This window comes from Pantoea sp. Ap-870 (assembly GCF_011752515.1).
GTDB lineage: Bacteria > Pseudomonadota > Gammaproteobacteria > Enterobacterales > Enterobacteriaceae > Pantoea > Pantoea dispersa.
This window is the reverse complement of record NZ_VWXG01000002.1, coordinates 20,497-33,718: the sequence shown is the minus strand read 5'-3', so window position 1 is coordinate 33,718 and position 13,222 is coordinate 20,497. Positions and strand designations below refer to the sequence as shown.

Sequence of the window (13,222 nt, the reverse complement as noted above, 5' to 3'; positions counted from 1 at the left end):
GATTTCCCCTGGTGTGAGTGCTTAGGTGTTTTCGAAAATGCGCGCATCAGGATGCGCACCGGTAATGAGTGCAACGATTTCGTCCGGCGTGGTGTCCGCGTGACGGCGCTCGGCGATTTTGCGGCCGCGACGAAACACCACCATGCGATCGGCCACGGCAAACACATCGCTGATGTTGTGGCTGATCAGCACCACAGCGCAGCCGCGTTCGGCCAGGCGGCGCGTCAGCTGCAGGACTTTCTGCGTCTCCGCGACCGCCAGCGCGGCGGTGGGTTCATCCATGATCACCAGCTGCGCGTTGAGATTGAGTGCGCGACAGATCGCCACCGCCTGGCGCTGGCCACCGGACAGACTGCCAACCGCCGCTTCGGCATCGGAAATGTGCGCATCGAGTTCGGTCAGCAGTCGATCCACCGTTTCGCGCATCGCGCGGCGGCGCAGAAAAGGAATGCCGAGCACGCGGCGCTTCAGCTCGCGGCCAAGAAACACGTTCTCGGCAATCGACAGATTCTCTGCCAGCGCCAGCTCCTGATAGATGGTGGCAATACCGTGCTCGGCGGCCTGGCGCGGCGATGTGAATTTCACCGCCCTGCCGTCTACCCACAGCTCGCCGTCGCTGGCGCTGTACGCGCCGGATAACACTTTGGTAAAGGTCGATTTGCCTGCGCCGTTGTCACCCAGCAGCGCCAGCACTTCGCCGCGATGGATCGACAGATTGACCTGGCTAAGCGCCGTTAACGCGCCGAAGCGTTTGCCGATGTTGCGCGCTTCGATGAAACAGCTAGTCATGGGCGCTCTCCGGGTAAGCCGCGCTGTGGAAATCGATCTCCCACTGCAGCACGCGGGCGTAAAGCTGCGACAGCTGCGCCTGTTGCGCCGCGCTGAGCGTCAGTGCGCACTGGTCCAGCTCGGTTTTCAGCCACTGCGCCTGCTGATGGAACTCGTCTTCGGCATGCATCTCTACCCAGCGGCGCACGTCAGCGTCCTGCTGCGATTGCGCGCTGACGCGCAGGCACCAGTGGTAATACATCCACTCGGCACCGAACATCAGGGTGATGATTTCCGCATAGCTGCCCTGCTGCGCGACTTTCAGCATGCCATCGCGGAATGCGCTGACGCCGGGCAGATCGTCCGGGTAATCCGCCGGCTGAATGCCGCGCCGCGCCAGCACCGCCTCAAACCAGGCGATTTGCGTATCCACCAGCGCATTGAGCACGCCAATCAGCCAGCGCTGCTGACGAATGCCGGGCGCCTTGCTCACCGCCAGCGCAAAAATAGCGATGGCGGTGGCGACGAAGTTACCCTCAAACACCAGATAACGATTAAACACGCTGGCCGGCAGCCGATCGTGCTCAATGTCGACGACAAAGCGGTGCTGCTGCATCGCCTGCCACAGCACCTGATGCTGCGTCAGCAGCCGATCGCTGAAGCTTTCCATCACGCCTCCTCCAGCGCAGCCTGCGCCACCGCCATAAAGTGCTTCACGCGCGCCAGTTCCACCGGGTTCCACCACACGCCATCAACTTTCAGCGTGCTGGCGACAATCACCCCCTGCGTGCGGCCAAGGATCTGACAGACGTTGTCCGGCGTCACGCCTGAGCCCACCAGCAGCGGCAAGGCAGTTGCGGCGCGGATTTCGTCGATCTCACTCAGCGTGGCGCTGTCGCCGGTGCGCTGGCCGGTGGCGATCACCGCATCGGCTTCGAAGAAGTCGACGTCACGCGTCAGCTCCTGAATCGAGCGGTCGGCGACAATCGCGTGGCTGCCGTGTTTAACATGGCTATCGGCAAATACGCGGATATGATCGGCCCGCAGCTGATTGCGATAGCGCAGCGCTTTAGCGGCTGCCCCTTCGATAAAACCTTCATTGGCGATATAGGCATTGGCCCACTGGTTAACGCGCACAAAATCCGCCCCGCCGGCTAATGCCGTGGCAATTGCCGGGATTGCCGCATTGGCCAGCACGTTAATTCCCAGCGGTGCAGCAAAACGCTCGCGGATTTTATCGGTGATCACCGCCATAAATGCCGCCGTTTCCGGACCAATATCATAGGGCTTGGCAAAGGGAATATCGCCATGATTCTCAACAATTAAACCGTGCACGCCGCCAGCCAGATAATTATCCGCATCGCGCAGGGCGCAATCGATAATTTCACTCACCGGTTTACCGCGATATTTCGGCGAGCCGGGAAAGGCATCACAGTGAATAACCCCAATCACCGCTTTACTGCGTGAAAAAATATCTTGTATCGCGTTACTTTTTTCTGCTGATATAGAAGCCATCTCTTTCACCTTATTAACGAGAAAACTATGCGTGTCTATGTTGCAGGCAATATTGTGGTGGATGAAACCTGGTCCATCGATCAACTCCCTGAAAAAGGCGCATCAATTCATGGCAGCAAAATTGCGCAGGATATCGGTGGCAAAGGCGCCAATCAGGCAATCGTACTTTCGCGTTGCGGCATCGATACGCGCTTAATTAGCGCCACTGGCGATGATATTAACGGCCAGTGGATCCGCGAACGCATCCGGCACGAAAGATTAACCTTACTGCCGCCTCAGTTTTTGTCTGCTCACAGTGACACCTCAATTATTTTTAATAGCAGCGACGGCGATAATGCCATTATTACTACCACCGCCGCGGCCGACGCGCTGGCAGCCGATATTATCCTGGCTTACTTAGCCGATGCCGCTGCCGGCGATATTCTGCTGCAGCAGGGCAATTTTTCTGTGGATAAAACCCGCCGGTTATTTAACTGGGCAAAAGCGCACGGCTTAACCACGGTATTTAATCCTTCACCGGTCAATCCGGACTTCGCCGATCTCTGGCCGCTGATTGACATCGCGGTGGTCAATCAACCGGAAGCCGATCTGCTGCAACCCACCGGCGTTAACACGCTGGTGATTACCCAGGGTGCCGCCGGTGCGCTGCTGATGCGCGGCAATCAGCGCGTGTTCTGCCCGGCGAACACTGCCGCGGCCGTCGATACCACCGGCGCCGGTGACACTTTCCTCGCCGTGCTGCTGGCGTCTGCCCTGCTGCGCGGCGTCGCGCCCGACCTGCTGGCGCTGCAGCATGCCAGCGCGGCGGCGGCGATCACCGTCAGTCGCACTGGCACGCTGAACGCGTTTCCCGATGCTGATGAATTACAACGTATTCTGGCGCAGCGCTAAGCCTGGGCGCAGACGTTCGCGTCTGCGCCTGGCGGTTACTTAAACAGCGAACGGTAGCTGTCGACGTTGGCTTTGGTCACCACCGTGGCCGGAACCAGAATGGTTTTGCTCACGGTTTTACCGGCCGTCAGGCTATTCAGCGCTTTCAGTGCTTCTTCACCCATTTTCTTCGGATCCTGCTGCAGCACGGCGGTAACGTAGCCACCGTCAATGCCGCTGATGGCTTTTGCCGTCAGATCCCAGCCGAATACCTTGATGTCCTTCTGCCGTCCCTGGTTTTCTACTGCGGCAATGGCACCCAGCAGCGCCGGCTCGCCGGTGGCATAGATCGCGGTGAGATCCGGGTTGCCGGTAATCAGGTTTTCGGCAGCGGTCATGGCGTTGTCCTGAATATTCTGGCCATCGACCACATCGGCGACCGTTATCTGGCTATTGCTTTTAATCGTCTCTTCAAAGCCTTTCTGGCGCTGGTTTTGGATGGCCGAATTGAGCGCGCCGACAATTCCCAGTCGCGCTTTGCCGCCCATCTCTTTCGCAACATAATCGACAAAGTATTTACCGAGGATTTTTCCACCTTCGAGGTTATCTACCCCCACCTGCGCTGCCTGCGGACCGGCAGGCAATACGGCATCAATCGCAATCACCGGAATATTCGCCGCTGCGGCTTCTTTTATCGCTGGCATAATACCGTTGACATCGATTGCATCCACCAGAATGCCTTTCACTCCCTGCTGAATATAGTTTTCAATCGCATCGTTTTGCGCCACGGGATTATCGTTGGCGTTATAAATTACCAGCTGTTTACCGCTGGCTTTGGCCGCTTCCTGCGCGCCCTGATTCATCAGGTTAAAAAACAGCGCCTGCTGATTAATCTGGACTAACGCATAAGTGGGTGCGGCGTGAGCCTGAACGCATAATGAACCTGCGGCGAGTAAACCACTCGCGATGAACAGTGAACGCAGTTTTCCGCTGAAAGATGACATCATTGAGTTCCTCGTCGGGAATAATAATAACCAGCGCTTCTCAGCGACGTACCGCTGAGCGTTTTTTTTGGCAGGTAAATATCAGTTCAATGATTCTGAGCACGGCGATAATGCCGTGTTTTGATGCCGCCGGCGTTGTCTTTTTCGGCATCCCATCCACTGGGAGTGCGGGGTGAAAAAAAACAATGTCGGGTTGGGAAGTTAATCCCGGTACTGCGGTAAACGCTTTATACAATTCGCCCGACGAATTTTTTTGTCAAGTGTTTATTTCTCCAGCAACGCAATCGGGAAAGCGCTGTATTAGTCGCGCTTAACTGTGTTACAGATAAGCCACCCCGGCAAACATGGCGAAATGGATGAGTACAAAACGCGTGTTGTTATCTGACGTGGCAAAGCTGGCTGGCCTGTCAAAAGCCACGGTGTCACGCTATCTGAATCACAGTATTGTGCTGCCGCAGGACACCGTTGACCGCATTGAAAGCGCGATCCGCACGCTGGACTATCGCGGTAATTCTCTTGCGCGGCGTTTAAGCAAAGGCGGCAGCGAAACCTTAGGCCTGGTGCTGCCGGATATCACTAACCCGTTTTTTGCCGAACTGGCGGATGCCGCCGAAGAAGCGGCGTCAGCACACGGTTACAGTCTGGTGCTGTGCATCACGCGCAACAATCCGGACAAAGAGGCGCAGTTTATCCGCTGGCTGGATACGCGCCAGGTAGATGGCCTGCTGTTCACCACCAACCGGCCGGACAACGGCCTGCTGCGCGACGAGATCCAGCGCCAGCGCCATGTGGTACTGCTGGATGAAGACATTCCCGGCAGTAACGTGCCGAAGGTCTTTGCAGATAACGTGCAGGGTGGCCGCATGGCAACCGAGCAGCTGATCGCCGCCGGGCACACGCAGATTGCGTTTATCGGCGGCCCGGAGCAGCTGATGAGCGTGCGCGAACGCTATCTTGGCTTTTGCACCGCGATGCAGCAGGCCGGTTTAACCGTACCGCCGCAATGGGTGATGTATGGCAACTACGAACGCGAATTTGGTCAGCAGGCGTTGCAGCACCTGTTCCGCTGCACGCCGCGCCCTAGCGCCGTGTTCGCCGCCAGTGACTATCTGGTGCTGGGACTGCTCGACGGTCTGCGCGCCATCGGCCTGCAGGCACCGGCGGCGCTGTCGCTGGTCGGCTTCGATGACGCCAACTACAGCGATCTGACACAGCCGCGTATCTCCACCATCCGCCAGCCAGCGCGCCAGTTGGGCCACACGGCGGTAAGCATTATGCTGCGCCTGCTCAACAACGAGAGCGGCATCCCGATGGAGACACGTTTACCGGTGGAATGGATTGGTCGCGATTCGGTGGGATTTGTTAGCGATGTCCCAAAATGAGGCAAAACTGCACAATCATGGCGCAAAAAGTGAGCGATTTTTTCCGTTAGCGGTATAGTGAGTAAACCGGTTTACTTGCTGATTACATAACATACGATGTATTACAACAAGTTAGCCGCGAGTGCAGTGCCTGTTATTCAGGCTGGCATGGATGCTGCAATGTCATACCTGGCGAGTAAATATCATTGTAGCGTTTACCCTGTTGCTGTGAATTAAGGGTTTATCTGACAGGTAAACCGGTTTACTAGATTGTAAATCGTGTCAGATAGCCTCTTTTTCGCGACCGGCTAAACATTTCCCACAGGCGTTGATGGGAGTGATCCAATGCAGCAATTACAAGCTCTTCCGGCCCGGGTGGAGATGATTAACATCACCAAAACCTACGGCTCAATTCGTTCTCTGCGCGGCGTCAATCTGCAGCTGGCCCCCGGTGAAGTGCTCGGTCTGGTGGGCGACAACGGCGCCGGCAAATCGACGCTGACCAAAGTGCTGTCCGGCGCGGTGATCCCTACCAGCGGCGCGATCCGCATTGATGGCGAACAGCAGCACTTCAGCAATCCGGCGGATTCGCGCCGTTGCCATATCGAAATGGTTTATCAGGATCTGTCGCTGTGCGACACGGTCGACGTGGCCGGTAACCTGTTCATGGGCCGCGAACCGACCAGACGCATCCTCGGCGTGCCGTTTCTCGATCAGGCCACAATGCATGCGCAGGCGCGTGAGATGCTGAAAGGTCTGGGCATCTCGATTCCTGATACCCGTCTGCTGGTGCGTAACCTCTCCGGCGGGCAGCGTCAGGCGATTGCTATCGCCCGTGCCGCCGCGTTCGATCCTAAAGTGCTGATTATGGATGAACCCACTGCCGCGCTGGCGGTAGCGGAAGTCGAGGCGGTGCTGGAGCTGATTCGCCGCGTGTCGGCGCGCGGCGTCAGCGTGATCCTCATCACCCACCGGCTGCAGGATCTGTTCCTGGTGTGCGATCGCATCATGGTGATGTACGAGGGCACTAACGTGGCCGATCGCCGCGTGGCGGACACCAGCCTGAGCGATATCGTCAACCTGATCGTGGGTGAGAAATTTACCGCGCAGTCCGCGGCAGCACACTGAGGTAACAGGATGAGCATCATGAATTTAGGCAGTTCACGCATGATCCAGCACTCTCTGCCGCGCCGCTTGTTGCATAACCATTCGGGTGTGGTGAGCATCGCGCTGTTTTTTGTCTTTTGCTGCGTGGTGTTTTCGCTGATCACCAGCAACTTTCTTACCAGTACCAACTGGCTGAATATCATCCGGCAAAGCGCGCCGCTGCTGATCGTCGCCACCGCGATGACGCTGGTGATTACTACCGGCGGCATCGATTTGTCGGTCGGCTCGACGCTGGCGCTGGTGGGCGCGCTGTCGGCCATTGCGCTTAATAACTGGGGCCTGCCGTGGCCGGTGGTGCTGATTGGCGGGCTGCTGCTCGGCGCGCTGGTGGGCGCCATCAACGGCTTCTTTATCGCCTGGGAAGGGATACCGGCATTTATCGTCACGCTGGCCACGCTGGCGGTGGTGCGCGGCATCGCGCTGCTGGTGACGCAGGGCTATTCGATTCCGGTGCCGGCTGACAGCCTGTTCACCTTTATGGGTCGCGCCTGGGTGCTGGGGATTCCCATGCCGGCGCTGATCGGCATCGTGGTGCTGCTGGCCGGTCACATTGTGCTTAATCACCTGCGCTTTGGCCGCTACGTCACCGCCATCGGTGCCAACGCGGAAGGCGCACGCCGCAGCGGTATCAATACCAAAGCGGTGACCATGAAAGTGTACATTCTCAGCGGTATGGCGGCGGCGCTGGCTGGCATGATCATCACCGCGCGCCTCGGCAGCGGCTCTTCTAACCAGGGCGAAGGTTTTGAACTGCAGGTGATTGCGGCGGTGGTGCTGGGCAGTACCAGCCTGTTTGGCGGCTTTGGAACCGTGATCGGTACGCTGCTCGGCGCGCTGTCGATTGCCATTATCCAGAACGGCCTGATTTTGTCGCATATCTCGCCGTTTTATACCCAGATCGCCACTGGCACCATCATTCTGCTCGCCATCTGGCTCAACACCCGCATTCTCAACCCGAGCCGCGCGCCCGCCAAAGGATAGCCCATGAAAGGATCAATTTTTCGCCATGCGGATCCGTTGCCGCTCGGCGTCAGCAGCGGTCAGGTGATGACGGTGCTCGGTCCGCTGCCGGTGGCGGAGATGGGCGTCACGCTGATGCACGAGCACATTTTACTGGATGCCTCCGGTAAATGGGTGCCGCCCTGCTGCTGTAGCGACCGCCACATTGCTGAAATGCCGGTGCGCATCGAAAACCTCGGCGAGCTGTCACTCAACCCGCTGATGAGCCGCGACAACTGCCAGCTGTTTGACGTCGACACCGCAATTGACGAGCTAATGAAATACCGCGCGCTGGGCGGCGAAACGGTGATCGATCCGACCAATATCGGCATCGGCCGCGATGGCAAAGCGCTGCAGCGCATCGCCCGTCTCACCGGCCTGAATATTGTGATGGGCACCGGCCTGTATCTGGAGCCGTCGCATCCGGAGTGGGTAAAAACCATCAGCGTGGAACAGCTGACCGACAAGCTGATTTATGACCTCGGCGGACTGCCGGAGAAGCCGGAGGTCCTGGCCGGGCTGATCGGTGAAATCGGCATCTCCAGCCGCTTCACGCCGGATGAAGAGAAGTCGCTGCGTGCCGCCGGACGCGCCAGCGCCGCCACCGGCGTACCGATTCAGGTGCATCTGCCGGGCTGGGAGCGGCTAGGCCATAAGGTGCTGGATATTCTGGCGCAGGAAGGCGCCGATCTGCGCCACACCGTGCTGTGTCACATGAACCCCAGCTTTGCCGACAAAACCTACCAGCGCGAGCTGGCGGATCGCGGCGTGTTCCTCGAATACGACATGATCGGCATGAGCTACTACTACGCCGACGAATCGGCGCAGTCACCGTCCGATGAGGAGAACGCGCGCGCCATTTGCGCACTGATCGACGATGGTTATCTGCCGCAGATTTTGCTGTCCCAGGACGTGTTCCTGAAAACCATGCTGACGCGCTACGGCGGTCACGGCTATGGCTACATCCTCAAACATTTTGTGCCGCGCCTGAAACGTCATGGCGTCAGCGGCGAACAACTCGAAACCCTGATGATCACTAATCCGCAACGGGTGTTTGGCGGATAAACGGAGAAGTTGGCATGCAAAAGAACGTCTTGCTGGTCGGTGAATCCTGGACCAGTACCGCAACGCACGTAAAAGGCTTTGATCAGTTTGCTACCGCCACCTGGCACAGCGGTGCGGCGGATTTTCTCGCCTCGCTGCAGGAGAGCGCCTATGCCGTCACGCATATGCCGGCCCACGCCGCCGCCACCGATTTTCCGCAGACGCTGGAGGATTTGCAGCGCTGGAACGTGATTATACTGTCCGATATCGGTGCCAATACCCTGCTGCTGCATCCGGACACCTGGCTGAAAAGCCGGCGCACGCCCAATCGCCTGGCGCTGATTCACGACTATGTTGCCGCGGGTGGCGCATTAATGATGGTAGGCGGCTATTACAGTTTTCAGGGGATTAACGGCGGCGCACGCTATCGCAATACGCTGGTGGAGAAAGTGCTGCCGGTGCGCTGTCTGGCCTGGGACGACCGTATCGAAACGCCGGAAGGCAGTTACGCTGAGGTGACAACGTCACACAAAGTGGTTACCGATCTTCCCGGCGACTGGCCGTGGCTGCTCGGTTACAACGAAGTAGAGATGCAGCCGGAAGGCACGCTGCTGGCCACCGTGGCGGGCACCGGCCATCCGCTGCTGGCGGTGCGCGAATATCAGCAAGGCCGCTCGCTGGTGTGGACCAGTGACATGTCAGCTCACTGGCTGCCGGAAGAGTTCAGCCGCTGGCCGGGCTATCGCCAGCTGTGGATCAACTGCCTCGACTGGCTGACGGAGCGTGACTGATGCCAGCGCGCTCACTGCCTCTGGCGCAGCAGCTGCTGAGCTTTGACACCATCAATCCACCGGGCAATGAGCTGGCCTGTGTGCAATTCCTCGCCGCGTGGCTACAAGAGCAGGGCTTCGTTGTCGAACTGACGGGGTTTGGCGAGCAGCGCGCCAACCTGATCGCCCGCCTGCCGGGCCAGATGCCGGGCAAACCGCTGGCCTTTACCGGCCATCTGGACACCGTGCCGCTGGGTAATCAGCCGTGGCAGTTTGATCCGTTTGGTCACGACATTGATGGCGACCGGCTCTACGGGCGCGGCGCCAGCGATATGAAAGCGGCGGTAGCGGCGTTTGTGCTGGCCTGCGTGCAGCATAAAGCGGCGATTGCTGCCGGGCGCGGCGTGGTACTGCTGCTGACCGGCGGTGAAGAGACCGGCTGCCATGGTGCGCAGGCGCTGATCGCGGCCGGGCAGTTGCCTGAAATTGGCGCGCTGATCGTGGGCGAGCCGACCGCCAACCAGCCGGTGATCGGCCACAAAGGCGCGCTGTGGCTGCGCTGCGAAACGCGTGGCAAAACCGCGCACGGAGCCATGCCGGAGCTGGGTATCAACGCCATCTACCTGGCGGCTGATGCGCTGGGTAAAATTCGTCACTTTTCACCGGGCGCGCCGCATCCGCTGATGAAACAGCCGACGCTGAACGTCGGCCGCATTGAGGGCGGCCTCAACATCAACTCGGTGCCTGACCGCGCCGCGTTTGATGTGGATATCCGCAGCGCGCCCAACCTGCAACACGCGGTGATTCGCCAGCAGCTGGCGACCTTTCTCGGTGACAGCGTGCACATCAGCACGCTGGTCGATCTGCCAGCGGTGCTGAGCCCGGAGCGGCACCAGTGGATTCAGTCGGTGTACCGTGCCTGCGAAGCCGTGACGCAGCAACCTGCGGAAGCGCGCATCGTGCCCTATTTTACCGATGCCTCACTGCTGATGCCGGCGCTCGGCGATCTGCCCTGCATTATTCTCGGTCCCGGTGAGCCGACGCAGGCGCACCAGACTGATGAATACTGCCTGGTGAGCCGTCTGAGCGAGGCTGAGCAGATTTACGGGCAGCTCATCGCTGAATGGATGCGCTGAGTGCCGCTGATGCGCTAAAAGCGGATTTTTTCCCTCTGCGCCGCCGGAAACGCCCTGCAGCCTGTTACACTCGTCGGCTATAACAACTTTTTAACGTCAGCGGCGCAGTGTGCTGGCGTTATTACGCAGGATAGTCGCGGTTATGCCCGTCAATTTTGACCTCAACGATCTCTACGCCTTCCGCGCGCTGGTGGAGTACGGCAACTTTCGTCTGGCGGCGGAGTCAATCTGCCTGTCGCAGTCAGCGCTCAGCCGCAGAATTGAGAAGCTGGAAGCGGCGCTCGGCACCCGGCTGTTTGACCGCACCACGCGGCGCGTCACGCTAACGCTGTATGGCCAGAACTTTGCTCAGCGCTCGGAGCAGCTGCTGGATAATGTCGAATCGATGCTGGCCGACGTCGAGCGCGCCAGCCAGGATCGCACCGGCCTGATCACCGTCGCTACCGTGCCCTCGGGCGCTTACTATTTTATGCCGGAGGTGATCCGCCGCTTTCAGGCGCGTTACCCGCGCGTGCGCATCAAGCTGATAGACAGCAGCGTCGGCAACGTGATGGATGCAGTCAGCAGCGGACAGGCCGATTTCGGTATCTGCTTTGCGCGCAATCTTCCGTCGGAGCTCACCTTCACGCCGCTGGTGGAAGATGTTTACGTCGCCGCCTGTCGCCACGATCATCCGCTGGCGACGCGCCAGCAGCTCAGCTGGCAGGAGTATTTTGCGCAGGATTATGTGGCGCTGGATAAAGTGTCCGGTAACCGCAATCTGCTGGACAACGCGCTGGCGCACATTACGCCCGCCCGGCAAAGCATCTGCGAAACGCGCCATGTCACGACGCTGCTGGGGATGGTAGAAGCGGGCATCGGCATTGCTGCCGTGCCCGCGATGTCGATGCCGGCGAACGGGCATCCGCTGCTGCGCCAGCTGGCGCTGACCGATCCGCAGGTCACCCGTTCGGTGGGATTAATTCGCCGCAGCGGACGTATGCAATCTTACGTCGCTGCGGAACTGGAAAAGCTGATTATCGAACAGTCTCATCACGCTTAACGCGCGGTTTGCAACGTCAGCGCGCGGCGGCGATACAGGTACAGCGTCGCCAGCAGCGCACAAATCGCCGCAAAGCTCATCCAGTAACCCGGTGACGCTTTGTCGCCGGTGTATTCGATCAGCGCGGTAGACACCACCGGCGTGAAGCCGCCAAACAGCGCCGTTGCCAGGCTGTAGGCCAGCGAGAAACCGGCGACGCGCACTTCTGCCGGCATCACTTCGGTCAGCGCCGGGATCATCGCACCGTTATACAGGCCGTAAATAAACGACAGCCACAGCAGCACGCTCAGCATCATGCTGAAGGTCGGCGTCTGCGCCAGCAGCGTCAGTGCCGGGTAGGCGGTCGCCAGCGCCAGCAGCGTCATCGCCAGCAGCACCGGTTTACGCCCAAAGCGGTCCGACAGCGCACCGCCAATTGGCAGCCAGATAAAGTTGGAGATCGCCACCAGCAGCGTCACCAGCAGGCTGTCCGAGGCGCTCAGCATCAGCACTTTTTTGCCGAAGGTAGGCGCATAGACGGTAATGAGGTAGAACGCGGTGGTGGTCATCGCCACCATCAGCATCCCGGCAATCACCACCGGCCAGTTCTGCAACAGCGTGCTAAATACCTGACGCATATCCAGATGATGACGGCGCGCGCTGAACTCCTGCGTCTCCTCCAGACGGCGGCGCAGAATAAAGATAAACGGCACGATCAGGCAGCCAAACAGGAACGGAATACGCCAGCCCCAGGCGCTGATGGCGCTCTGCTCCAGCGCAGCATTGAGCGCGAAGCCCATTGCGGCCGCGACCATGATGGCAACCTGCTGACTGCCGGATTGCCAGCTGGTGTAGAAACCTTTGCGCCCCGGCGTGGCAATCTCTGCCAGATAAACCGACACGCCACCCAGTTCTGCCCCGGCCGAGAAGCCCTGCAGCAGACGACCAATCAGCACCAGCAGTGGCGCCCACAGGCCAATCGACTGGTACGACGGAATCAGCACGATCAGGAAGGTGCCCGCCGCCATGATCGACAGTGTGACGATCAGCCCTTTGCGCCGGCCAACCTTATCGATATAAGCGCCCAGCACAATCGCGCCAATCGGCCGCATCAGGAAGCCGGCACCAAACACCGCAAAGGTCATCATCAGCGACGCGAATTCGCTGCTGGCGGGGAAAAAGGTGTGCGCGATATAGGTGGCATAGAAACCGAACAGAAAGAAATCAAACTGTTCGAGGAAGTTGCCGGAGGTGACGCGGAAAATAGCGCCAACCCGGGCTCGGGTGGTCATCGGTAAGGCAGAGGAATGCATAAGTATCTCCAGTTTGTCCCTGGCGCTGTTATCAATCGCGCCTGCTTCGGAAGACTGGATCAGAACGTTAAGGTTAATAAGCGCAATAAACGCATGGCGTGATGCGTGCGGCGCATTAATCGCTGCCGGCAACGGGCCACCCTCAATATTAACAATGAGTTAACAAAGCCAGCCCCGTTTTTACTCCGCTCAGGCCCGCGGGCACCACAATACAGATTTGTGACCAGCTTCAAGCCGCTCACGGTGAGCCTGCC

General features: G+C 59.2%; 13 protein-coding genes. 8 read left to right on the top strand and 5 right to left on the bottom strand.

Annotated features, from left to right (window positions below; genetic code table 11):
* Positions 1-21: 21 nt before the first annotated feature.
* The 3 genes from F3J41_RS06275 to F3J41_RS06265 are packed head-to-tail and all read right to left on the bottom strand — an operon-like array spanning position 22 to position 2,283.
* Positions 22-789, bottom strand: a complete 768-nt coding sequence (locus tag F3J41_RS06275; protein WP_058770147.1) for an ATP-binding cassette domain-containing protein — start codon at positions 787-789, stop codon at positions 22-24.
* Entirely contained in the window at positions 782-1,438 is a 657-nt protein-coding gene (locus F3J41_RS06270; protein WP_166710297.1) for a TenA family protein, read from the bottom strand. The genes F3J41_RS06275 and F3J41_RS06270 overlap by 8 nt, the downstream gene beginning before the upstream one ends.
* On the bottom strand, positions 1,438-2,283 hold the full coding sequence (locus tag F3J41_RS06265) for a BtpA/SgcQ family protein (protein WP_166710295.1): 846 nt from the start codon (positions 2,281-2,283) through the stop codon (positions 1,438-1,440). The genes F3J41_RS06270 and F3J41_RS06265 overlap by 1 nt, the downstream gene beginning before the upstream one ends.
* Before the next feature lie 27 nt (positions 2,284-2,310).
* Between F3J41_RS06265 and F3J41_RS06260 the strand changes: the two genes are divergently transcribed.
* Positions 2,311-3,174, top strand: a complete 864-nt coding sequence (locus tag F3J41_RS06260; protein WP_159377742.1) for a PfkB family carbohydrate kinase — start codon at positions 2,311-2,313, stop codon at positions 3,172-3,174.
* Between the two features lie 35 nt (positions 3,175-3,209).
* Here F3J41_RS06260 and F3J41_RS06255 read toward each other — a convergent pair whose 3' ends face one another.
* Positions 3,210-4,160, bottom strand: coding sequence for a substrate-binding domain-containing protein (locus F3J41_RS06255; RefSeq protein ID WP_058758765.1), 951 nt, complete (start codon positions 4,158-4,160; stop codon positions 3,210-3,212).
* Between the two features lie 341 nt (positions 4,161-4,501).
* On the opposite strand from F3J41_RS06255, the gene F3J41_RS06250 reads away from it, so the two are divergent.
* The 7 genes from F3J41_RS06250 (at position 4,502) to F3J41_RS06220 (ending at position 11,676) form a co-directional block, all read left to right on the top strand.
* Complete coding sequence (locus F3J41_RS06250; RefSeq protein ID WP_166710293.1) at positions 4,502-5,539, top strand: LacI family DNA-binding transcriptional regulator; 1,038 nt, start codon at positions 4,502-4,504, stop codon at positions 5,537-5,539.
* Between the two features lie 360 nt (positions 5,540-5,899).
* Positions 5,900-6,646 (top strand): ATP-binding cassette domain-containing protein, encoded by a 747-nt coding sequence (locus F3J41_RS06245; protein ID WP_021509459.1) that lies wholly within the window; start codon positions 5,900-5,902, stop codon positions 6,644-6,646.
* Between the two features lie 18 nt (positions 6,647-6,664).
* The gene (locus tag F3J41_RS06240; RefSeq protein ID WP_164861075.1) at positions 6,665-7,666 is read left to right on the top strand and encodes an ABC transporter permease; all 1,002 of its coding nucleotides are present in this window, start codon (positions 6,665-6,667) and stop codon (positions 7,664-7,666) included.
* Positions 7,667-7,669: 3 nt separating this feature from the next.
* The gene (locus F3J41_RS06235; protein WP_132463775.1) at positions 7,670-8,749 is read left to right on the top strand and encodes a phosphotriesterase; all 1,080 of its coding nucleotides are present in this window, start codon (positions 7,670-7,672) and stop codon (positions 8,747-8,749) included.
* 14 nt (positions 8,750-8,763) lie between these two features.
* The gene (locus F3J41_RS06230; protein ID WP_166710291.1) at positions 8,764-9,519 is read left to right on the top strand and encodes a glutamine amidotransferase; all 756 of its coding nucleotides are present in this window, start codon (positions 8,764-8,766) and stop codon (positions 9,517-9,519) included.
* Positions 9,519-10,634 carry a M20 family metallopeptidase gene (locus F3J41_RS06225; RefSeq protein WP_059012269.1) on the top strand — a complete coding sequence of 372 codons (1,116 nt, stop codon included), beginning with the start codon at positions 9,519-9,521 and terminating at the stop codon, positions 10,632-10,634. Before F3J41_RS06230 ends, F3J41_RS06225 begins: the two co-directional genes overlap by 1 nt.
* Positions 10,635-10,776: 142 nt before the next feature.
* Positions 10,777-11,676 (top strand): LysR family transcriptional regulator, encoded by a 900-nt coding sequence (locus tag F3J41_RS06220; RefSeq protein ID WP_059012271.1) that lies wholly within the window; start codon positions 10,777-10,779, stop codon positions 11,674-11,676.
* On the opposite strand, the gene F3J41_RS06215 is transcribed toward F3J41_RS06220, so the two are convergent.
* Positions 11,673-12,968, bottom strand: a complete 1,296-nt coding sequence (locus tag F3J41_RS06215) for an MFS transporter (RefSeq protein ID WP_021509465.1) — start codon at positions 12,966-12,968, stop codon at positions 11,673-11,675. The genes F3J41_RS06220 and F3J41_RS06215 overlap by 4 nt on opposite strands.
* Positions 12,969-13,222: the final 254 nt, after the last annotated feature.

Coding starts and splice junctions, on each gene's coding strand:
- F3J41_RS06275 (WP_058770147.1), bottom strand. CDS start 789: ATGACTAGCTGTTTCATCGAAGCGCGCAACATCGGCAAACGCTTCGGC.
- F3J41_RS06270 (WP_166710297.1), bottom strand. CDS start 1,438: ATGGAAAGCTTCAGCGATCGGCTGCTGACGCAGCATCAGGTGCTGTGG.
- F3J41_RS06265 (WP_166710295.1), bottom strand. CDS start 2,283: ATGGCTTCTATATCAGCAGAAAAAAGTAACGCGATACAAGATATTTTT.
- F3J41_RS06260 (WP_159377742.1), top strand. CDS start 2,311: ATGCGTGTCTATGTTGCAGGCAATATTGTGGTGGATGAAACCTGGTCC.
- F3J41_RS06255 (WP_058758765.1), bottom strand. CDS start 4,160: ATGATGTCATCTTTCAGCGGAAAACTGCGTTCACTGTTCATCGCGAGT.
- F3J41_RS06250 (WP_166710293.1), top strand. CDS start 4,502: ATGGCGAAATGGATGAGTACAAAACGCGTGTTGTTATCTGACGTGGCA.
- F3J41_RS06245 (WP_021509459.1), top strand. CDS start 5,900: ATGATTAACATCACCAAAACCTACGGCTCAATTCGTTCTCTGCGCGGC.
- F3J41_RS06240 (WP_164861075.1), top strand. CDS start 6,665: ATGAATTTAGGCAGTTCACGCATGATCCAGCACTCTCTGCCGCGCCGC.
- F3J41_RS06235 (WP_132463775.1), top strand. CDS start 7,670: ATGAAAGGATCAATTTTTCGCCATGCGGATCCGTTGCCGCTCGGCGTC.
- F3J41_RS06230 (WP_166710291.1), top strand. CDS start 8,764: ATGCAAAAGAACGTCTTGCTGGTCGGTGAATCCTGGACCAGTACCGCA.
- F3J41_RS06225 (WP_059012269.1), top strand. CDS start 9,519: ATGCCAGCGCGCTCACTGCCTCTGGCGCAGCAGCTGCTGAGCTTTGAC.
- F3J41_RS06220 (WP_059012271.1), top strand. CDS start 10,777: ATGCCCGTCAATTTTGACCTCAACGATCTCTACGCCTTCCGCGCGCTG.
- F3J41_RS06215 (WP_021509465.1), bottom strand. CDS start 12,968: ATGCATTCCTCTGCCTTACCGATGACCACCCGAGCCCGGGTTGGCGCT.